The organism is Pseudomonas sp. LTJR-52 (genome assembly GCF_003691465.1).
Classification (GTDB): Bacteria; Pseudomonadota; Gammaproteobacteria; order Pseudomonadales; family Pseudomonadaceae; genus Chryseomonas; species Chryseomonas luteola.
This window is the reverse complement of sequence record NZ_CP033105.1, coordinates 4453208-4472762: the sequence shown is the minus strand read 5'-3', so window position 1 is coordinate 4472762 and position 19555 is coordinate 4453208. Positions and strand designations below refer to the sequence as shown.

At 53.1% G+C, this 19555-nt stretch carries 18 protein-coding genes; 9 read left to right on the top strand and 9 right to left on the bottom strand.

The genetic code is table 11. The annotated features are described in order from the left end of the window. Nucleotides 1-47 precede the first annotated feature (47 nt). The 6 genes from EAW52_RS20850 to EAW52_RS20825 form a co-directional block, all read right to left on the bottom strand. Nucleotides 48-509 (bottom strand): ester cyclase, encoded by a 462-nt coding sequence (locus tag EAW52_RS20850; protein WP_122043906.1) that lies wholly within the window; start codon nucleotides 507-509, stop codon nucleotides 48-50. Nucleotides 510-599: 90 nt separating this feature from the next. After that, nucleotides 600-1829 carry a multidrug effflux MFS transporter gene (locus tag EAW52_RS20845; protein ID WP_122043905.1) on the bottom strand — a complete coding sequence of 410 codons (1230 nt, stop codon included), beginning with the start codon at nucleotides 1827-1829 and terminating at the stop codon, nucleotides 600-602. After that, nucleotides 1826-2434, bottom strand: a complete 609-nt coding sequence (locus EAW52_RS20840) for a TetR/AcrR family transcriptional regulator (RefSeq protein WP_122043904.1) — start codon at nucleotides 2432-2434, stop codon at nucleotides 1826-1828. Before EAW52_RS20840 ends, EAW52_RS20845 begins: the two co-directional genes overlap by 4 nt. Before the next feature lie 308 nt (nucleotides 2435-2742). Then, complete coding sequence (locus EAW52_RS20835) at nucleotides 2743-2940, bottom strand: hypothetical protein (protein WP_122043903.1); 198 nt, start codon at nucleotides 2938-2940, stop codon at nucleotides 2743-2745. Between the two features lie 201 nt (nucleotides 2941-3141). Beyond that, complete coding sequence (locus EAW52_RS20830; RefSeq protein ID WP_122043902.1) at nucleotides 3142-4848, bottom strand: bifunctional diguanylate cyclase/phosphodiesterase; 1707 nt, start codon at nucleotides 4846-4848, stop codon at nucleotides 3142-3144. Between the two features lie 286 nt (nucleotides 4849-5134). After that, on the bottom strand, nucleotides 5135-6052 hold the full coding sequence (locus tag EAW52_RS20825) for a LysR substrate-binding domain-containing protein (RefSeq protein ID WP_122043901.1): 918 nt from the start codon (nucleotides 6050-6052) through the stop codon (nucleotides 5135-5137). A 98-nt stretch (nucleotides 6053-6150) separates the two neighbouring features. On the opposite strand from EAW52_RS20825, the gene EAW52_RS20820 reads away from it, so the two are divergent. Together EAW52_RS20820 and EAW52_RS20815 are read left to right on the top strand one after the other, a co-directional pair. Next, entirely contained in the window at nucleotides 6151-7356 is a 1206-nt protein-coding gene (locus EAW52_RS20820; RefSeq protein ID WP_122043900.1) for an MFS transporter, read from the top strand. A 12-nt stretch (nucleotides 7357-7368) separates the two neighbouring features. Continuing rightward, entirely contained in the window at nucleotides 7369-8295 is a 927-nt protein-coding gene (locus EAW52_RS20815) for a TIGR03571 family LLM class oxidoreductase (protein WP_122043899.1), read from the top strand. Nucleotides 8296-8332: 37 nt separating this feature from the next. Here EAW52_RS20815 and mrdA read toward each other — a convergent pair whose 3' ends face one another. Then, a complete protein-coding gene (gene mrdA, locus EAW52_RS20810) occupies nucleotides 8333-10180 on the bottom strand; it encodes a penicillin-binding protein 2 (RefSeq protein ID WP_372238930.1) in 1848 nt (615 codons plus the stop codon). A 307-nt stretch (nucleotides 10181-10487) separates the two neighbouring features. Here mrdA and EAW52_RS20805 point away from each other — a divergent pair, with 307 nt between their 5' ends. Continuing rightward, nucleotides 10488-11465, top strand: coding sequence for a L,D-transpeptidase family protein (locus EAW52_RS20805; protein ID WP_122043897.1), 978 nt, complete (start codon nucleotides 10488-10490; stop codon nucleotides 11463-11465). Between the two features lie 353 nt (nucleotides 11466-11818). Beyond that, the gene (locus EAW52_RS20800) at nucleotides 11819-13126 is read left to right on the top strand and encodes a sugar ABC transporter substrate-binding protein (RefSeq protein ID WP_122043896.1); all 1308 of its coding nucleotides are present in this window, start codon (nucleotides 11819-11821) and stop codon (nucleotides 13124-13126) included. A 198-nt stretch (nucleotides 13127-13324) separates the two neighbouring features. On the opposite strand, the gene EAW52_RS20795 is transcribed toward EAW52_RS20800, so the two are convergent. Next, nucleotides 13325-13567, bottom strand: a complete 243-nt coding sequence (locus EAW52_RS20795; protein ID WP_122043895.1) for a hypothetical protein — start codon at nucleotides 13565-13567, stop codon at nucleotides 13325-13327. Between the two features lie 1002 nt (nucleotides 13568-14569). Between EAW52_RS20795 and EAW52_RS20790 the strand changes: the two genes are divergently transcribed. From EAW52_RS20790 to EAW52_RS20775, 4 genes are all read left to right on the top strand, one after another. After that, nucleotides 14570-15808 carry a hypothetical protein gene (locus tag EAW52_RS20790; RefSeq protein WP_122043894.1) on the top strand — a complete coding sequence of 413 codons (1239 nt, stop codon included), beginning with the start codon at nucleotides 14570-14572 and terminating at the stop codon, nucleotides 15806-15808. Between the two features lie 81 nt (nucleotides 15809-15889). Further along, nucleotides 15890-16561, top strand: a complete 672-nt coding sequence (locus EAW52_RS20785) for an HAD family phosphatase (protein WP_074828452.1) — start codon at nucleotides 15890-15892, stop codon at nucleotides 16559-16561. A gap of 123 nt (nucleotides 16562-16684) precedes the next feature. Continuing rightward, on the top strand, nucleotides 16685-17272 hold the full coding sequence (locus tag EAW52_RS20780) for an SIS domain-containing protein (RefSeq protein WP_122043893.1): 588 nt from the start codon (nucleotides 16685-16687) through the stop codon (nucleotides 17270-17272). A 216-nt stretch (nucleotides 17273-17488) separates the two neighbouring features. After that, complete coding sequence (locus tag EAW52_RS20775) at nucleotides 17489-17698, top strand: hypothetical protein (RefSeq protein WP_122043892.1); 210 nt, start codon at nucleotides 17489-17491, stop codon at nucleotides 17696-17698. 175 nt (nucleotides 17699-17873) lie between these two features. Here the strand turns inward: EAW52_RS20775 and EAW52_RS20770 are convergent, their stop codons facing one another. Beyond that, nucleotides 17874-18197: a DUF6482 family protein gene (locus tag EAW52_RS20770; protein WP_019364224.1), complete on the bottom strand. Its 324-nt coding sequence runs from the start codon at nucleotides 18195-18197 to the stop codon at nucleotides 17874-17876. 337 nt (nucleotides 18198-18534) lie between these two features. Here EAW52_RS20770 and hemB point away from each other — a divergent pair, with 337 nt between their 5' ends. Next, the gene (gene hemB / locus EAW52_RS20765) at nucleotides 18535-19509 is read left to right on the top strand and encodes a porphobilinogen synthase (RefSeq protein WP_122043891.1); all 975 of its coding nucleotides are present in this window, start codon (nucleotides 18535-18537) and stop codon (nucleotides 19507-19509) included. Nucleotides 19510-19555: the final 46 nt, after the last annotated feature.

The window sequence follows — 19555 nt, the reverse complement described above, 5'->3', positions numbered from 1 at the left end:
TCGTCAAGCAGACCGTTGATGAAAGAATCAACGGCTATTAGCGGTCGCTAGAACATGGTGTTTTCGTTGGCAGCCTGCTCAGGGACATCCTGAATGACATCCCAATGCTCGACGATCTTGCCTTTCTGGACCTTGAATATGTCTACCACCGCCTGGCCTCGATCATTCGTTCCGTTAGTGGAATGTACGTGCAGATACACCAGATCTCCTTCGGTAGCGCTGCGTACAATCTTGGCCTTTGAATTGGGATTGTCTTTGAAGAAGCCCGTGAAATAATCCACAAAAGGTGCCTTCCCATCCGGTACTTCAGGGTTGTGCTGCCGGTAGTTATCAGCAATCACTGTGGCGGCCTCGGCTGTTTCATGACGATTGAAGAACTGATCGTAAAATGTAAGGACCAGCGTCCGGTTGGCTTCTTCAGCTGTCAGGTCTCGAGGTGGCTGCGCCAATGCAATGCCACTCATGATCAGACCAAGACCCGCAACACTCAGCTTATACATAATGTTCATGGTGATGTCCTTTTGGATGGAATGCTATTGCTGCTTCGCCTGATGTCAGGTGAAGCTTGGATAACAAGACCCTTTGCTTGCCATGCGACTTCAGTGCGAAGAGGCTTCTTCCATGGCATGACCAGAGCGTATAGACGCGCACAAGACCAGCGCCAGTGCACCGCAGACCCCTATGGTTGCTGGAAGCGAAGTTATGCTAGCGGCTGCAAAACTCACCACATAACCCACACCGGCAGACATGAGATAGTGCATGACGCCCATCAGTGCAGATGCAATGCCGGCTTGCTTACCTGCATCGGCCATGGTCAGTGCGGTAAGGTTGCCAAATACCAGACCCAGCGCACCGATTGCGAGTGCGAGCAGGCTGCCATAGATCTCTAGCGTTGCATGCCCTGCCTGAGCCAGTAAAAACAGCCCAGCTCCTGCTAACGCATGCAACCCCATACCAGCCAGTGCAATCGCTCGGGTGCTCCATCCACGTTTGAGCAGGCTGTTGCTAATCAAGCCTCCTATGACCAGCGCTATTGAGTTGGCGGCAAATAGGTAGCTGAACTGGACTGGGGAAAGGGTGAAATGTTGGGTAAAGATAAAGGCTGATGCACTGATATACGTAAACAGCGAGCCGAGGATAAATCCTCCAGCTAAGGTATAGACCATGAAAACGGGCCGGCGCATCTGCCGAACGTAAGCAGACATGATTCGGCCAACATTCAGCGGCGCACGTTGAGCTTTGGGCTGAGAGTCGGGCAGAACCGCAAGGCTCCATACAAACCCGGCGAGACCAAGGCCGCCTAGGCACCAGAAAATAAGTCGCCAGCTACCGTGCTCAAGAAAGAACCCACCCAGGAGGGGCGCGGTGATTGGAGCGATCATCATCACCTGCATCAGCAGTGAGAAAATGCGTGCGGATTCCTTCACGGTGCAAAGGTCGGCGACGATGGCTCGTGGAGTCACTAGACCAGCCGCTGCGCCCAAGGCCTGCAGAAAGCGTGCAGCCATGAGCCACTCTATCGAAGGGGCCAGAGCGGCAAGGGCAGAGCCGGCAATGAATATACCGACACCGATCAGTAAAGGGGTACGTCGGCCAAAGCTGTCGAGCAGCGGACCATAAACGCCCTGACCAACCGCCAGGCCTGCCAGGAAGATGGAAAGTGTTTGTTGAATACGACCCTCTGAGACCTGCAAATCTATTGCCATAGCGGGCATCCCAGGAAGATACATGTCGATAGCCATCGCATCCAGGGCAGTGACCAGCGCAAGCAGGAGAACCAGTGCCAGGCCAATCGTGTTGGCGTCTCGTGTAGCTGATATCCGGCTCATGCCACTGCCCCCGACTTGATTGCAGTTGCCAAGGCGTTCGATAGCATGCGCTCCAGTGCCGTGAGTCGTACGGCTGCATGGGCAGTATCGGTATAGACCAGCTTGACCTGAAGGCTGTCGACTATTCCGATATACGCGTGGCTATAGAGCTGGACATCTTCATCTGCCAAAGTGTCTGGGGTATCGGTCCAGGCTCTCAGGCGACCCGTAAAGGCTTCCTGCAGTTGTGCGAGATAAGTCTCATGGCCGCTGTAGATAGGCACCGCCAAAGCGGCTGGCGGCATATAGCCTGCACGTAACAGAAACTTAAGGTAATCGGACTCATCGTAGCGCGCGATCAGATTGGTGCAATAGGTGAGTCCGGGTAGGGTTTTGGATTCTTCCGATACAAAACACTGGTGCGCTATGTCCTGCTCCATGCGCAATGCCTCTGCAAAGATCTGCATATACAGATCGTCCTTGCTATCGAAGTGCGCGTATAGAGAGGCTTTACGAATACCGACCGCTTCAGCAATGTCGGCAAGAGACGAGGCGTCATAACCACGGTGGGCAAAATGAGTGACGGCTGCTGAAACAATACGGCCAGCAGCGGGAGAGCGATTCATAACTGGAGCCTTTAATAGTGGCAGTACTAGCTGTTCAAGCCATCATAACAGCTACCTACCGGTCGGTAGGTAAAGAGGCGATTATTTCTATGTGTGTGCCCATCAAAAAGGTAACCAGATAAAGGCGTGAGCAGGTATTACGTCAAACAGGGGCGGGATTGCAGTATTAAAAGCGAATAATGAAAAGCTAGTCTTTAAAAGCATTCCTAGTTATCCGCTTGTCGTCCTTGGCCTAGACGCCCGCAACTAACGACACGTTGGAGCACAGTCGCTGACCCCAACGTATCCTTCAGGTCACAGTACTGACTTCAGCAGTTTTTCTTCTGCGGGTCAGCCTGCTTGACGGATGCGGTAGCGGACGCTTCTGCTTTTTCCTTCTGCATTAGGATGGCTTGCTGATTCTTGGTCAGTAGTTTGTCCTGCATCAGGGATGATTCTTCAGCGGAGGCACCTTGAGCAGCGAGAAGGAGCGTGGCGGTGACAAGGGCAGCTTTCATAATGGTCATTGCGGTGACTCGTGTGGGTTGATGTGTCCATTATGCAATGCTTGAATTGGGAAACAATTAGGCTGCCAGTGAATGGATTATTTCGATTTCTAAAACTATCAAGCCGATATCGCAACTGCGCTGCCATGCTGCTCTGATGAAAGTGTCATAGAGGTGAAACACATTCCGATACGCTGGCTGCTGTAAAAGCGTGCGGTCTGTTTATGGACCCAAACCTTGTTGGCTCTCACCTTCCCAAGAAGGCGATCGGGAATAATGTTCGACCCATTTCAAGACCTGATCGGCAGGCATGGGCCGGGCGATGCCATATCCCTGGGCCAGCTGGCATCCTATCTCAAGCAGCATTTTGCCTTGAGAGCGCGTTTCGACGCCCTCGGCCAGTACCTCTCGGTCAAAGGCCTTGGACAGACCGATAATGGCTTCGGAAAGGGCCAGGTCTTCCTTGTCAGTCAAAATGTCGCGCACGAACGATTGATCAATTTTAATGGTCTGGGCGGGCAAGCGCTTGAGGTAGCTCAGGGAGGAGTAACCCGTCCCAAAGTCATCCAGTGAAAAGGTTACGCCCATGGCTTGGCATGCCATCAGGCAATGCGTGACATGCTCCATATTCTCGATGGCAGTCGACTCGACGATCTCGATGTCCAGCAGGTTTGGTGAGACTTCCGGATGCCGGTCCAGAATCGTCCGCAGGCGCTCGACAAAGTTGGGCTTCTGAAAGTGCCGGGCAGCGATATTGACACTCACCGGCCAGCTATGACCCAGGAGACTCCACTGTTTGATTTGACGCAGGGCTTGATCGATGACCCATTCACCAATCTCCACGATGAGGTCATTGCGTTCGACGAAAGGCAGGAATTGAAGCGGAGGAACCAATCCCTCATAGGGGCTCTGCCAGCGTAGCAGGGCTTCGAATCCGATAACCGTGCCGGTCTGCAGGTTGACCTTAGGTTGGTAATACAAGCGCAGTTCCTGCCTCATCAGGGCCTGCTCCAGACGTGCCAGCATCAGGGAGGCTGCCCGCGCTTCGTTGTTGGTTGGCACGTCAAAAATCTGAAAGCGGTTTCGTCCGTCTTGCTTGGCCTGATACATGGCCTGGTCGGCATGGCGCAAAAGGGTATCTGGATCCTCGTTATCATTGGGGTAGATAGTAACGCCGATGCTGCCGGCAATCTCCAGACTCTGGCCATCAATCTCATAGGGCTGAGAGAGCGTCTCGAGTAGGCGGCGCAGGCTGATGGGGAGTGTTTGCAGTTGGATGTCGTTGAGGATCAGGACAAACTCGTCGCCCCCCATTCGGGCCAACGTATCCTCCTCACGGAGCGTTTCGTGCAATCGATTGGCCACTTCTACCAGCAGGCGATCCCCGATGGCATGCCCGTAGGTATCGTTGATGGTTTTGAACCCATCCAGATCAAGCATGCCCAGCGCGAGTAGGCGGTGATGGCGGCGAGCTGAGGAAATAGCCATGCCCAGGCGTTCATGCAGCAATGCCCGATTGGGCAGGCCAGTCAACACGTCATGGGACGCCCGCCACTGCAATGCTTGAAGCAGCTCCTGATGCTCGGTCACATCGAAGCGGATTGAAATGTATTTGACGACTTCCTGGGTTTCGTCGTCCGTAATCGGCACGATGGTGCTGTTTACCCAGTACAGGGAGCCATCCTTGCGGCGATTGCAGATCTCTCCCTTCCAGATGTCACCCCGGGTGATGGTGGCCCAGATGCTATCGTAGAACTCCTGCGGATGCTGGCCCGAGTTCAGAATACGATGGTTGGAGCCTAGAAGCTCCTCTTTGCTGTAACCCGACACGGCACAGAACTGATCGTTGACGTAGGTAATGGTCCCGTCTGGATCGGTTTCGGAAAAAATGGCAGCCGCGTCTACCGCAGTCCTGTATTTATCGGTCATGTTAGATAGCAACTACCGCAAAGAATGATATTCAAGCAGCTTGATCTATCGAAGCGCTTCCCGCCTACCGAAGCCAGGACTAGAGATTGGGGTACGATCCGGGCTTACAGCGACGTTAGCACTGCCTCGGCGGTTTGTGCCCGCTGCAAGCACACCGTTGATCCGATAATCGCTGTTCTAGGTCGGGTATGGCGGAAGTGCCTGGCTCCATAACATATGGGACCAGAAGAACACGATTAGTGTTCTTGGTTATGGGTGCTGCTTTGCCAGCTGGAGTTAGAGCCTTCTAAGGCGGTGTGCCCACCTGAGACCAAGGCTCCTGGCCCAGCGCAGTGGTCACGTAATCCAGAAAGCATGTGATGCGGGAGGCGAGGGCGGTGTTGCGATAATAAACCGCATGAATAGGTTGTCGCACCTCGACCGTTTCCCGGGTGAGCAGCTCTATCAGCTCACCGGAGACTCGGTCGCGCTGCGTCATGAAATCGGACAGGCAAACGATCCCTATGCCTTGCAAGGCCATATGACGGAGCGTCTCGCCGCTGGAAGCCTTGAGCGCAGGGTTAACAGAGAGGCTGTCTCCCAGTGGGTGACGCAGGGGCCACTGATTTAGACTTTCGGGTTGGGTAAAGCCAAGCAGCTGGTGATGATCCAGCTCGTCAACGGAATGAGGCTGGCCGTTCGCTTTCAAGTAAGTGGGGCTGGCCAGCACCCGCAACCGGCTGCTGCCAAGCGGTCGAGCATGAAGGGTTGAGTCCTTCAACGTACCGATCCGGATGGCGATGTCCGTACGGTGTTCGATCAGGTCGATGATCTGGTCACTGCTGTGCAGCTCCAGTTCGATTTCGGGATAACGCTTGTGAAACCCTTCTACAAGCGGGACCAGTGCATGCAGCATGAAGGGCGAGGCGGCATTCACGCGCAAACGTCCCGCCGGGCGTTGCCGCCGTATGGCCATCTGCTCTTCGGTTTCTTCAACGGCCGCCAGGATCTTGCGCGCCTGAATCAGCAACGCCTCGCCTTCCTCCGTCAACTCAAGCCGGCGCGTCGTCCGCCTGAGCAGGGTGACGTCGAGCTTTTCTTCGAGTCGACTGAGGGCCCGGCTGACACCAGAGGCCGTTTGGTCCAAATGGTCGGCGGCTGCGGTAATGGAACCGGTATCCACTACGGTGGTAAACGCAAGTAATTCATCAAGGGTCGTTTTCATTCGTGAATTTTAATCAAAAATAATATGCTTGAAACCCTGTTTTTAGGCATGAATAAGACGCGCACACTGGCTTCATCTACTTCAACGGAGTCTTTTCCATGCCTATTGCCTTGTTGGCGCTAACGCTTAGCGCCTTTGCCATTGGGACTACTGAATTTGTCATTGTCGGTCTTATTCCTACCGTTGCAGCTGATTTGCAGGTTACGTTGCCATCAGCGGGTCTGCTGGTCAGTCTGTATGCTTTGGGTGTTGCGGTAGGGGCGCCTGTATTGACCGCCCTGACCGGCCGGGTTCCACGTAAGTTTCTCCTGCTGGCGCTGATGGTGTTATTCACGCTAGGTAACCTTCTGGCGTGGCGGGCACCTGGATATGAGTCGCTGATTCTGGCTCGTATCGTGACGGGCCTGGCCCACGGTGTGTTCTTCTCCATCGGCTCGACCATCGCGACTAGTCTGGTGCCGAAAGAGAAAGCGGCAAGTGCCATTGCCATCATGTTTACCGGCCTTACGGTTGCGCTGGTGACAGGTGTCCCGCTGGGCACATTCATTGGGCAGCATGTGGGCTGGCGAGAAACATTTCTGGCTGTTTCGGCATTGGGAATAATGGCTTTTATTGGGAGCCTGATGTTTGTTCCTTCAGACATCAAGCACAGCAAGCCTGCGTCTTTGCTACAACAGCTGCAAGTACTGAAAGCCCCTCGGCTACTACTGGTATATGCCATGACCGCGGTGGGTTACGGTGGCTCCTTCATTGCCTTTACGTTCCTGGCGCCGATACTGCAAGACATCACCGGGCTTGGTGCGAATGCGGTCAGCCTGGTATTGCTGATATACGGTATCTCTGTGGCTATCGGTAATATCTGGGGCGGTAAGCTGGCCGATAAACGAGGTCCTATCCGTGCACTGATGATTATCTTTGCACTGTTGGCTGCGGTGTTGTTCGTATTGACCTTTACCGCAAGCCATATCTGGCTGGCATTGGCAACTGTACTGGTCTGGGGAGCGGTGGCGTTTGGCAACGTGCCGGGTCTGCAGGTATATGTTGTCCAGCAGGCGGAGCAGCATACGCCGCAGGCGGTGGATGTGGCCTCTGGTCTTAACATTGCCGCGTTCAACCTAGGCATTGCCGGGGGCGCTTGGTTGGGTGGGCATATCGTGGCGCAGGTCGGGCTTATTCATACTGCCTGGATCGGAGGGCTGGTGGTCTTGTTTGCATTGGGGCTGACCCTACTCAGTGGCCGATTGGATCAGCGTAACCCGAGTGCAGCGATGCCATCCCGCACTACACTCACGCCAAGTCACTGATAGGAGTCTTGTATGTCGTCTGCATTGAGAGCATTGACTGCCGAAGGCTTCAGCATTGGGATCGAGCTTCCTCTGGATAATGACTGGACGGCAGCGGGTGGGCTGGCACGGCAGCACGCCGGCCGCCTACCCGGCGAGCCTGACCTTGAGGCGCATGCTGAACTGGCAAGGCTGGCGGATCGGCTAGGATATCGGGCCCTGTGGATACGCGATGTGCCGCTATACGATCCGGAGTTTGGCGATGCCGCCCAGGTATTCGAGGCGTTTAGTTATCTGGGTTATCTGGCCGGTATTACGGAGCGCATTCTGCTTGGTACGGCCGCCATTGTGTTGCCGCTGCGTGAGCCGATGCTGACCATGAAGTCCGCCGCAACCATTCACCAACTGAGCAGGGGACGGTTGCTATTAGGTGTCGCCAGCGGCGACAGGCCAGTGGAGTATCCGGTGTTTGGCAAAAGCTATGACAGCCGCAGCCATGCGTTTCGAACCCAGATCGGCATGTTCCGCGATTGGGGCGCGACCAAACTGCCTGCGGGTATACGGTTGCTGCCCCGTCCGGCAGAGCCGTTACCGCTGTTAGTCGCCGGTATGGCCCAGCAGCGGCCAGACTGGATCGGTGAGCAGATGGATGGCTTGCTGGCTTATCCTGGAACACCTGTTGAGCATGTACAGCGCAGCGCACTCTGGCGCAGCGTTGCCGGTGACAAGCCATACATAAGCTTTATCCATCTAGACCTGCTGGCGGACCCGAACGCCTCCCTGGTGCGACATCGCTTCGGTATTGCGGCGGGGCGTCGGGAGCTGATCAAAGAGCTTGAGGCCATGAAGGCGGCCGGTGTGCAGCATATCGGCCTGCATTTCCGGTGTAATCAGCGTCCTGTAGCCCAGACGATGGAGGAGATTGCAGAGTACGTTCTGCCGATTTTTCACGCTAAATAAGAAAACCGGGCCGTAAACCGGCCCGGTCACTCCAGATTTAGCCGTGTACATCCGAGGAGTTTTTGGGGTTGTGCGCGTACTGCTCCTTCAGATGACCGTCTGCATTGAGAAGCCAGGCGTCCATGACCTCCCGCACCACAGGGCCTGCTACACGGCCTCCCGCCTCACCGTTCTCGATCATGACCGCCACCACGATCTTCGGATCTTCTGCCGGGGCAAACCCTACAAACAGCGCATTGTCACGGTTACGTTCCTTGACCTTGGTTCGGTCGTACCGTTCACCCTGCCGTATGGCGACCACCTGCGCCGTACCACTCTTGCCGGCGATACGGTACTGCGCCCCCTGAGCAGCCTGTCGTGCGATGCCTCGAGGGGCATGCATCACCATCTGCATGCCTTCGTTCACGGCATCCCATTCGCGCGGGTCATGCAGCTTGATGTTGGGCATCGGGTTTGGGTCCTGTATTGGCGAGTCACCTATGAGCTTGGCCAGGTGGGGTCGATGCCATACGCCTTTGCTGGCAATCAGCGATGTAGCCTGGGCAAGCTGAAGCGGCGTGACCTGCATATAGCCCTGGCCAATTCCCAGAATAAGCGTCTCGCCGGGATACCACATCTGGCGGCGTGTGGCGCGCTTCCATTCCCGGGACGGCATCAGGCCGGTCGCCTCGCTATCCATGTCGATGGACACACGCTGTCCTAATCCAAAGTGCGACAGATAGTCGTGTAGGTTATCGATACCCAGACGATGGGCCACCTCATAAAAATAGGTGTCGTTGGAGCGCATGATGGCGGCATCCAGATCCACCCAGCCATCGCCATTACGGTTCCAGTTCCGATATTTGTGATCGTAATTGGGCAACTCGTAATAACCGGGATCGAAGATGCGCGTGGCCGGTGTGATCACGCCGGTATCCAGCCCTGCGATGGCGACTTCCGGCTTGATGGTCGAGCCGGGAGCATAAAGTCCCCGTAGCACCCGGTTGTAGAGAGGACGGTCGATGGAGTCCCGCAGCTGGGCATAATCCTTGAAGCTGATGCCTTTGACGAACAGGTTGGGGTCGAAGCTGGGCTTGCTCACCATGGCAAGAACCTCGCCTGTGTTTGGGTCGAGGGCTACGATGGCGCCTCGGCGATCACCCAGGGCGTGTTCTGCGGCCTTTTGCAGGTTGATATCTAGACTCAGCGTGATGTCTTTGCCCGGTATTGGATTGGTGCGGCTCAAGGTACGCAGGATGCGACCGCGGGCATTGGTTTCAACCTCTTCGTAGCCAACCTGCCCGTGCAGTTCGTCTTCATAGAAGTGTTCTACACCCGTCTTGCCGATGATATCGGTGCCGCTGTAATTGGTCTCGTCGAGTTTCTTCTGCTCTGCATCATTGATGCGCCCGACATAACCAACTACATGGGCAAAGTCATCACCGTAGGGGTAATGGCGAATGAAGTGCGCTTCGACATCCGTACCGGGCAGCATGAACTGATTGACGGCCAGCTTGGCAATCTGCTCCTCCGACAGATCGGAAATCAGCGTGATGGGCTGGTAGGGGCGATGAACCTGATGCACAACGTGCTCGAAATCCTCCAGGTCTTCCTCAGGAAGATCCAGCGTCTTGATGACGTTATGCAGGACCTCATCCAACTTTCCGGCACGCTCTTTGGTCAGGGTGAGGTCAAAGCTTGGCTTGTTGTCCGCGATCACGACACCGTTGCGATCGTAGATCAAGCCTCGAGCCGGTGGGATAGGAAGAACGTGAACGCGGTTATTTTCCGAGAGAGTCGTGTTGTAGCCGTAGGTGATGACCTGCAGGTAATACATTCGGCCCATCAGGACGAGAAACAGAAAGAACGTGATTACCGAAAAAATGAATACGCGGCGGTTCGCCATCTTGGCGTTGCGCTCGTGATCCTGAAGCGGAATTTTTGAGAACATGAATAAACGCTGAGCTAAAGAATTAAGACCGGCCAGCCACAGAGTGAGAAGAATGAAGGCGTACTGGCGTAATAACTGCCCTAGTGTACCGGCGAAACGGCTTCGCGAGCCGATTAATGAAGTGACAGGGGTGTAAATGATGCACCGGGACGGTCTTAGTAGAATAGCGTCAAGTAATGTTTGTTTACTAAGTGTGTCTTAAGTCGTGCCAGCTCAATCTAATAGTCATCTTATTGATCGAGTACTATCGAAGGATCTTCCTATGTGGACACGTGCCTTGTCTGGGGTCGGAATGATGTGGGCGGTCAGCCTGTTTTCCAGCCCGCTTATGGCGCTTGAGTTTCCTCTGCCTCCGCCGGGTGAGGAAATCATTGGGCAGGTTCAGGTGATCGAGGCCAAGTACGAAGACACGTTCGCTGATCTGGATGACACCTATGATCTGGGCTACAACGCAATGGTTGCTGCCAACCCGGGCGTCGATGCCTGGCTGCCGGGGGCAGGTACCAAGATTGTACTGCCTACCCGTTTCATTCTGCCGCCGGGGCCTCGTGAAGGCATCGTAATAAACCTGGCGGAGTATCGTCTTTACTACTTCCCCAAAGATGGTCATACGGTCTTTACTTATCCTATCGGTATCGGCCGCGAGGGATGGGGATCGCCCGTAACCACAACGAAGATCACCGGCAAGATCAAGGACCCTAGCTGGTATCCGCCCGCCTCCATCCGCGCGGAACATGCAGCGGAGGGCGACATCCTGCCTACGGTTGTACCGCCCGGGCCGGACAACCCGCTGGGGCCCTACAAGCTGACCTTGGGCCTGCCAGGCTATCTCATCCATGGTTCCAATCAGAAATTCGGGATTGGCATGCAGGTCAGCCATGGGTGCATTCACTTGCTCAACAAGGACGTAACGGAACTGGTAGGCATAGTTCCTGTAGGAACCCCAGTGCGCTTCATCAATGAGCCCTATGAGTTTGGTGTCAGCGGCGGAAAGCTCTATATCCAAGCCCACCAGCCGTTATCGACAAAAACAGGGCAGCCAGCGGTGATCGATCAGAAAACTGCCTTGGTCAATACGCTCATTCAGCGTACGGATCTGGGGCTGAACGCCCAAGTGGACTGGACCAGAATTGATGAGGCTGTAAAAACCTTGAGCGGCGTGCCGGTCGAGATTGCGACGCTAAGTCAGCCTGGTGTACAGACCTCTCAGGTAACAACGGCAACCTCTACTACGTATTAGCAGTAAGCAGTGATAGAAGCACCTGGATTGCCAGCGTTAGCAAGGCCTTCCATGACACTCATGCTCGGTTGAGCAATCGATCCGGTTATGGTCTACCCACTGCGGGAGCTGCTTACACAGTGCCCGCAGAAGGAGCTTTGAAACTGGCTGGGTCTGACAGCCGGCACTGCTCTAAGCCGTAACTTCTCTTTGATAGTCGGTCTAATTACTTGAAACGACTCCAGTCATTACTGTTTCCTGGCGGTTAAGGCGTACACCTTGGTTGCTGGAAACAATCGATCCGGCACGTTCTCATTCCTTTAGGCAACAATAATAAACCTGTGCTGCAAAAGGCATGGGAGCAGGGCATTTCAATGAATAGATATCCTAAGGTGCTGATGGTTACGGCCTGCCTCTGTGTGACTATCACAGCTCATGCCGAAACCCTGACGATTGCAGCCGTTAACAACCATGATTTGGTGCGTATGCAGCAACTGTCGAAGGTTTTCGAAGAGCGGCATCCTGACATCACGCTGGATTGGGTTTTGCTGGAAGAGAATACACTTCGACAGCGACTGACTACCGATATCGCTACGCAGGGTGCCCAGTTTGATGTTGTCAGCATTGGTGCGTACGAGGCATCGCTGTGGGGAGCAAGGGGCTGGTTGACCCCCATCAAGGACCTGCCGACGGATTACGATGTGGAAGATCTTTTTCCCTCAGTGCGTGAAGGATTGTCCGTCGACAATACCCTATACGCGCTGCCCTTTTATGCAGAGAGTTCCATTACCTATTACCGGTCTGACCTATTCAAACAGGCGGGTCTTCAGATGCCGGAACAGCCTACCTGGGAGCAGCTTGGGGAGCTGGCTTCCAAACTGCATCAACCCGATAAGGACCAGTACGGCCTCTGTTTGCGCGGTAAGGCAGGATGGGGAGAAAACATGGGGATTATCACAACCATGGCTAACTCATTCGGTGCGCGTTGGTTCAACGAGCAATGGCAGCCTGAATTTACAGGTCCAGAGTGGACCAAGGCCATCACCTTCTATGTGGACACGATGAAGAAATACGGTCCACCAGGGGTGTCCAGTAACGGCTTCAATGAGAATCTCGCACTGTTTAGCACAGGGAAATGTGCAATATGGGTGGATGCCAGTGTGGCGGGCTCCACCGTAACGGACCGTACCCAAAGTACTGTTGTAGACAGCGTGGGCTTTGCAGCTTCGCCAAAGCAAGTCACAACCAAAGGCTCTTCATGGCTATGGGCGTGGTCTCTTGCTATCCCGGCCAGCTCACAGCACAAACAGAGCGCATTGAGCTTTATAACCTGGGCTACCTCAAAGCAGTACATACAATTGTTAGCCGAAAAAGATGGCGTGGCCAATGTACCGCCGGGTACGCGTAAATCAACGTACAGCGAGGCCTATTTAAAAGCCGCGCCTTTTGCAGGTGTCACACTGGAGATGATGGAGCAAGCCGATCCGGCCCACCCAACGTTGAAAACAGTGCCATACCGCGGTGTACAGTATGTCCTGATTCCGGAATTCCAATCGCTTGGTACCCAGGTGGGTACTGTTTTCTCGGGAGCGCTGACCGGCCATATGCCGGTTCAACAGGCCTTGCAGGCAGCCCAACAAGTTGCGACCCGCGAGATGAAACGAGCAGGTTATCCCAAATAAGGGCTATGGTAGGTGCAATAGCTCTTCATGAAGTTATGACAGAGGAGACCCAAAGAGGTTACTAGTAAGTGCTGGTAACCTCAGGCACCTACTTAACGCCTATCCAGCCGTCCAGGTAAACCATTGTCCGAGATTAAGTGTAAGCCTTGCACTACAGGCTTGTCCGTTAATAAGCTTATTAATTAATACAACTACTTATTAAAGAGTTGTCGTCAGTTTAATAAATGCTACTTCTTGCGCCTCACCGATGGTTTGACGTGTTATGCGGGTTTTCCCTTTGGTATCTCTGTAAATCTCAACAAACTCATTGGATACGGAAGTAGGCCCCAGGATACGTATAGTCTGCTCAGGCTCCAGAACCTCCTGGTCTTCACAGGTTGCTACGATAAAAAGATCAGGATTCAGTTTTTCAAGTTCTTTGATAAGTTCGCTTACAGTCATGTCTGAATCCTTTTAAAAGTGAATACATTGCCTTAGGTTTTTGCGCTCAATAGGTCAAAACCTGTGGCAATATAGGAACTACGAATAATGTCGGAGTAAAAGATGCAGTCATAGGAGTTATCATGAAAAGCTAGATTGGCAGTGTCGAGCCCTTGGAGTGCACCTCTTGCATAAATATGGATTGTATTCTGGTAAAAAGGTTTCTTGTCACGATGACCATTCGGCAGGTACAGCTACAGAGGAGCACACTTTATTCAAGTCGATTTGTTTTTATCGGGACTGACCCACTAGAAGAGCCGTTGCTTTTGCATTCACTGGCTGCCTAGGCACTAGGTCCATAGCGGTGGAGACCTGAATATAGACGACTGTAGGTTTTTGATAAACCTACATACAAACTGTACAGGTATTGGTATGTTGTACAAAAGCAAAGTAATCGGCCTTTAGCAACGGTTAACCTGGCTGCGAATAAGTTATACAAACGAGCCGGCGGCACTATAAGTTAGACCTGTATATTGTTTTTGTTGCTGTCCGTTCGTCTGCATTGTGAAACTATTAAAACTTCTTAATATCAGAATAGTGTGAGGGAGGTTCTTATAATGCCTTTCGAAAAAGGGATGATAATAGAGGTTATTCCGCTACGGTTACGCTTTCGGTGAGTCTATACAAGCTTTTGGGTTTTCTGCTGTAACTTTATATCTTTTCTCGGGCACTGCTTTATTTGCGAAAATCATGATTTAAGTGCATGGTAAAAAACCATAGCAGAGGAATGGCTTTGCCTGAGAAAGAGGAGGCGAGACATTAATAATGTTGCATTACTATATTAAAGTGTGAAGGTCATTGAATTATATGTTGTGAGGATTATCAGTATTTAAGAATAGCTGCATAGTTATGTGGCTATTTAAGTAGGTTCGCGTCTCACCAATTATTTATCTGTGGATTCCTGCTAGTAGCCATGGAGGGTTGGAACACGATCTTCATGTATAAGCGGAGTACAGAATAATCATGCTGCATATTCATTTTGGTACGGGCCGGCTCGGGCTGGGTCTGGTCGCTCCTTTTTTTCAGGCTCCAGGCTCAGAACTCTATCTCTTCAACCGTGCCGTTTCTGGGGGTAGCGCAACAGGCTCTACGGCCGTTAGTCCCGAGCGCCGTAATGAGCTCCTTCTCAACCACTCTCGAAAAGAATATGTCATCGCGACACCAGAAGGCGAGATGAAGCCAAGAGAGCGAGTAACCTACAACAATTTCTTCACTTATGAAGATAAGAGTATTGAGAGACCGATTCGGGATATTCTCGATCGTTCCGAGGGAAAGTCCAAGGGCGTCATTGTCACAGCGTCCGTATTGGCAGCAGAAAACTATAGCCCGGTTATCGAAGCACTCAATCTGATCTGCAAGGCAAAGACTGATGAAGAGGGCTCGATAGGCAATATTTATCTTATTGCCTGTGAAAACACCGTAAGTGCTTGCGAAGTGCTGGATCATGAAAGTCTGCAGGGGATTATTTCCGACGATATTCGCCAGTGTGTTCGCTGTGTACCCGCTTTAGTGGATCGCGTGTGTGTCGAGCTGGAGGAGGCCGTACTCGATAATGAACCTACGCTGGTGGTACGAGCGGAAGAGTACGGCGCATTAAAAGTTGAGCTGTGCCCCCGTACCGAGCAGTTGCCCCAGATTCTCGAGGGTAGCCGAATACAGTTCAGTCGTTATCTGGATATCGAAAAGGAAATCAAAAATTCACTGCTCAATGGCTCCCATTGGCTTATCGCACTAACAGCCTTTCAGGAAACAGGTGGCAGGCCGGAAATCAAGCTCAACGAGTTCATTCAAGAGACCGAGAACCATCGGCTTTACGCCTCGGAGGTCATCAATGAGATGCGCGATGGGGTTGAAGCGTTGCTGCGCTCCAAACCCAAGTATGCCGACTTTGTCCGGGATGTTGACGTGACGGCATATCTGGATGGGGCCGCCAAATCCATCCTGAGCCGTTTCGAGGCAAACTCTGACACGATCAATCGGATTCTGGCCCGCTTTCGCGCCCCGTGCCCTGATGAGGTAACAACGGTACAGAAGTTCATTGATCGCTTTCTGCATCGTATCGAAGAGCCGTTACAGGCGTATCAGGAGCAAAAGGGGCTACCTGCTAAAAGTGCATCACAAGGGCTGTTCAACCTGTTTCGTCTGCAAGCCTCGGGTACTTATATCGATTCCCACCCTGTCGAGCAGGACAAAGCCAGCTAGTCGAAGTCCAACCTTTTACCTGGGGCGCTTTGAAGCCTCGAACCAAACATGAAACCAAACATGAAGAGGAGACTTAGCGGAATGAAATTTGAGGCGTTGATTTTTGATTGTGATGGAGTGCTGATCGATAGCGAAATATTGGTGTGCCGCATTGCGGCGGAGGAGCTGACCAAACTTGGCTATTCCATTACAACGGAGCAAGTCATTCAACGCTTCGCGGGTCGGCCTGACCACGAAATGCGAGCTGAGATCGAGCACGAGTGGGGCAGGCCTATTCCAGAGGGCTACCGCGAAAGTGTCAATGCGCGGACGGTTGAATCGTATGCAACAGAGCTCAAGATCATGCCGCGGCTTATGGAGGCCCTCGATCAGATCGATCTGCCAGTCTGTGTCGCTTCGAGCAGTTTTCCTGAAAAGCTCCGTTTAGGGTTAGAGACGGTTGGGCTGTATGAGCGGTTCATGCCCAATGTAGTCAGTGCAACCTTAGTTGCACGCGGAAAGCCGGAGCCGGATGTTTTTCTGTTTGCCGCCGGGTGGATGAAGACCAGCCCGAAGAAGTGTCTGGTTCTGGAAGATAGCGTAGCGGGTGTAACCGCTGGAGTGCGTGCTGGAATGCATGTGCTCGGTTTTGCAGGCGGCGCTCATTGTGACGCAGGGCATCGACAGCGGTTGCTGGACGCGGGCGCTTCCGCTGTCTTTTGCGATATGAGCGAAATGCCATCCTTGATCAAAAAGTTAAACGCTCCGGTTTAATGCATGGCCCATGTGGGTAGGTTTACTACTTGAGTTCTCTTTAAAGGAGCGCCGTCAAGATAGATCTCTTGTGCTCCTATAGAAGCCACTACTACACAATTTAGATAGACAAGAGAGGTAACAATGGAGAAGCACGTTGTCGCAAGCCTGACCGAGTCCCGCTCGGCATTAGACGCGTTCATGCGGGATGAGCTTGCGGTTTCGGCCATTGCCCAGGCCGGGCAGCTCCTGGTTGATACGTTTACTAAGGGCGGCCGCGTCTTTAGTTGTGGCAATGGTGGTTCTATGTGTGATGCCATGCATTTTGCCGAAGAATTGTCAGGCCGCTATCGTGAAGATAGAAGAGGTCTGCCGGCAGTTTCAATCAGTGATCCTAGCCACCTGAGCTGCGTTGCGAATGATATGGGCTACAACCAGGTCTTTTCGCGCTATCTGGAGGCACATGGACGAGCCGGAGACTGTCTGCTGGCTTTTAGTACGAGCGGAACAAGTGCCAACGTGGTGGCTGCGGCGGAATACGCCAAAGCAAACGGCATATTGCTGGTGGCTCTGACGGGGCGGCAAGGCTCACCACTAGGAGCGCTAGCCGATATAGAAATCTGTGCGCCTGGGGGGAGGTATGCTGACCGTGTTCAAGAGCTGCACATCAAAGTTGTTCATATCTTGATTGAGCTAGTGGAACGGGGGCTGTTTCCTGACAATTATGCGTGAAGCACTACGCCGCTCATGCTTAATGGCATGTTGAGCATGCCATGCCGTGAGGTGCAATCCTACTCAAAGGCTTCTCTATGGTTTAAGCACTGCATCCCTTGCCTTACGTCAATGTATCCGTTCGTAAAGGTCACGTAAACGTTGCTTAATAGCAAAGTGCTATGGTTAGAATCAGCGTGTCTTAATTCAGTGAAGTAGTGAAATTAAGGAGCGCAGATGCCTACGGACAACGCCAGCGGAGCGGTTGGTGATGTGTTGGAAAAGACGGGTGATATGGAGCGTGCGGACTATCTGGCCTTTGCACGAAAGCTCCATGATGCTGCCGTAGACGCTGCCAGAACGCAGCTATATCAATTCGATGATGCAGACGCCTGTACACGAGAGCTGCATGAGTTGTATGAGCGCTTTCGCAAGCAATATCTGTGATGTATAAACCTGACAGATGAGGCGTCAGGGTTAGAACTTCTGCATTGCAGCCAGAAGAGTATTTAATCTTATGAGTGTATTTAAGAGGGTGATGCTAAGGCCGTAAAGAACTGTTTGGCTGGTGTCCGTCGCTAGGATGGAACGACAGAGCCTGAATACATCAGGCTCAGCAGTCCTAGTTGTTTCTTTGGCCCATTGAGTTGCCATGCAGGGGAATGGGCTCCTTGGAAGCCTGGGGCGTGCTGTCTTGCCCGACCATCTCTTCGTAGACTGCAGGCTGAACCAGGAACAGCTGAACGTCTCCCTTCAGATTAACCAGTGTTTTTCGGCCTTCTTCGACCGAGGCGATATGCAGTGTTTCACCGTGATCGTTCACAACGGGATGGGATTCATTATTCATTAACGCATGTATGACGAAAGAGCCGCCCTCCATGGAAACGAAATGGATTTCCTTAACATCTCCGTCCTTCACATGCTTGGTCAATTCTGCCACTTTCATGAAGGTTCTCCAGTGCTGAGGTTGTTGTTCAAATAAGCGTTTCGCTATCGTTCTTTGAAACGTGGTGGGTGGGCGAGTTCAATAGAGGAACGTCCGTCTTGTGATATCTGCACGGCCTTGTGGTGCCCATCATCTACCTTGCTACGATGAAAACGACGCGCGGCAACGTGACGCGCTGAAGGAGCGACATAAAACGTCTGTTCAGTAGTATGCTAATGAAATGACGATCCGCTGAGTCCTTCGGCTCGACTTTCAGAATCCTTCCTATTGCCGTGGCCATCCCTCCGCTCGTCAGACGTCGAATCTGCTACAGATTTTGTTTATTGCGAGGTTTCAAGTGCCCAGTTCTTTCCCTCTTTCTCGCCCACGCCGTCTTCGTCGGTCCGATCAGCTTCGCTCGATGTTTCAGGAAACTGAGCTGAGCCTCAATGATCTGGTACTGCCGATCTTCGTCGAGGAAGAAATCGATGATTTCGTCCCGATCAAAGCCATGCCGGGTGTCATGCGTATCCCCGAATCCAGGCTGGCCAGCGAAATCGAGCGTTATGCTCGCGCCGGTATCAAGTCGGTCATGACCTTCGGCGTGTCTCATCACCTGTCCCATGACGGAAGCGATACATGGCATGAGGACGGCCTGGTTTCACGTATGGCGCGTATCTGCAAGGACGCGGTACCGGAAATGATCGTCATGTCCGATACCTGTTTCTGCGAGTACACCACCCATGGTCATTGTGGCATCGTTCATGATGACCACATAGATAACGATGCCACGCTGATCAATCTGGGCAAGCAAGCAGTTGCTGCGGCTCAGGCCGGTGCAGACTTCATTGCGCCGTCGGCAGCCATGGATGGACAGGTGCATGCGATTCGCAGCGCTTTGGATGAGGCAGGCTTTATTAATACTTCAATCATGTCCTACTCCACCAAATTTGCGTCGGCAATGTATGGCCCGTTCCGCGAGGCCGGTGGTAGCGCGCTCAAGGGCAATCGCAATGCCTACCAGATGAATCCCATGAACCGCCGTGAAGCGATCCGTGAATCTTTGATGGATGAGCAGGAAGGCGCGGATGCGCTGATGGTGAAGCCTGCTGGCGCCTACCTGGATATCATTCGAGACATTCGTGAGGCCTCGAGGCTACCGCTGGGCGCCTATCAGGTCAGCGGTGAATACGCCATGATCAAGTTTGCGGCCGCCGCCGGGGCGATTGACGAACACCGTGTGGTACGGGAAAGCCTAGGCTCGATCAAGCGTGCCGGTGCCGATCTGATCTTTACCTATTTCGCCATGGATCTGGCCAAAGACGGTATCTAACACTGCGAATAGCGAGCCGGCACTCCTTTCGCCGGCTCCGCTCAAG

Excerpts from the sequence above, each read along its gene's own strand:
- EAW52_RS20850 (WP_122043906.1), bottom strand. The coding sequence starts at position 509 with ATGAACATTATGTATAAGCTGAGTGTTGCGGGTCTTGGTCTGATCATG.
- EAW52_RS20845 (WP_122043905.1), bottom strand. The coding sequence starts at position 1,829 with ATGAGCCGGATATCAGCTACACGAGACGCCAACACGATTGGCCTGGCA.
- EAW52_RS20840 (WP_122043904.1), bottom strand. The coding sequence starts at position 2,434 with ATGAATCGCTCTCCCGCTGCTGGCCGTATTGTTTCAGCAGCCGTCACT.
- EAW52_RS20835 (WP_122043903.1), bottom strand. The coding sequence starts at position 2,940 with ATGACCATTATGAAAGCTGCCCTTGTCACCGCCACGCTCCTTCTCGCT.
- EAW52_RS20830 (WP_122043902.1), bottom strand. The coding sequence starts at position 4,848 with ATGACCGATAAATACAGGACTGCGGTAGACGCGGCTGCCATTTTTTCC.
- EAW52_RS20825 (WP_122043901.1), bottom strand. The coding sequence starts at position 6,052 with ATGAAAACGACCCTTGATGAATTACTTGCGTTTACCACCGTAGTGGAT.
- EAW52_RS20820 (WP_122043900.1), top strand. The coding sequence starts at position 6,151 with ATGCCTATTGCCTTGTTGGCGCTAACGCTTAGCGCCTTTGCCATTGGG.
- EAW52_RS20815 (WP_122043899.1), top strand. The coding sequence starts at position 7,369 with ATGTCGTCTGCATTGAGAGCATTGACTGCCGAAGGCTTCAGCATTGGG.
- mrdA (WP_372238930.1), bottom strand. The coding sequence starts at position 10,180 with ATGGCGAACCGCCGCGTATTCATTTTTTCGGTAATCACGTTCTTTCTG.
- EAW52_RS20805 (WP_122043897.1), top strand. The coding sequence starts at position 10,488 with ATGTGGACACGTGCCTTGTCTGGGGTCGGAATGATGTGGGCGGTCAGC.
- EAW52_RS20800 (WP_122043896.1), top strand. The coding sequence starts at position 11,819 with ATGAATAGATATCCTAAGGTGCTGATGGTTACGGCCTGCCTCTGTGTG.
- EAW52_RS20795 (WP_122043895.1), bottom strand. The coding sequence starts at position 13,567 with ATGACTGTAAGCGAACTTATCAAAGAACTTGAAAAACTGAATCCTGAT.
- EAW52_RS20790 (WP_122043894.1), top strand. The coding sequence starts at position 14,570 with ATGCTGCATATTCATTTTGGTACGGGCCGGCTCGGGCTGGGTCTGGTC.
- EAW52_RS20785 (WP_074828452.1), top strand. The coding sequence starts at position 15,890 with ATGAAATTTGAGGCGTTGATTTTTGATTGTGATGGAGTGCTGATCGAT.
- EAW52_RS20780 (WP_122043893.1), top strand. The coding sequence starts at position 16,685 with ATGGAGAAGCACGTTGTCGCAAGCCTGACCGAGTCCCGCTCGGCATTA.
- EAW52_RS20775 (WP_122043892.1), top strand. The coding sequence starts at position 17,489 with ATGCCTACGGACAACGCCAGCGGAGCGGTTGGTGATGTGTTGGAAAAG.
- EAW52_RS20770 (WP_019364224.1), bottom strand. The coding sequence starts at position 18,197 with ATGAAAGTGGCAGAATTGACCAAGCATGTGAAGGACGGAGATGTTAAG.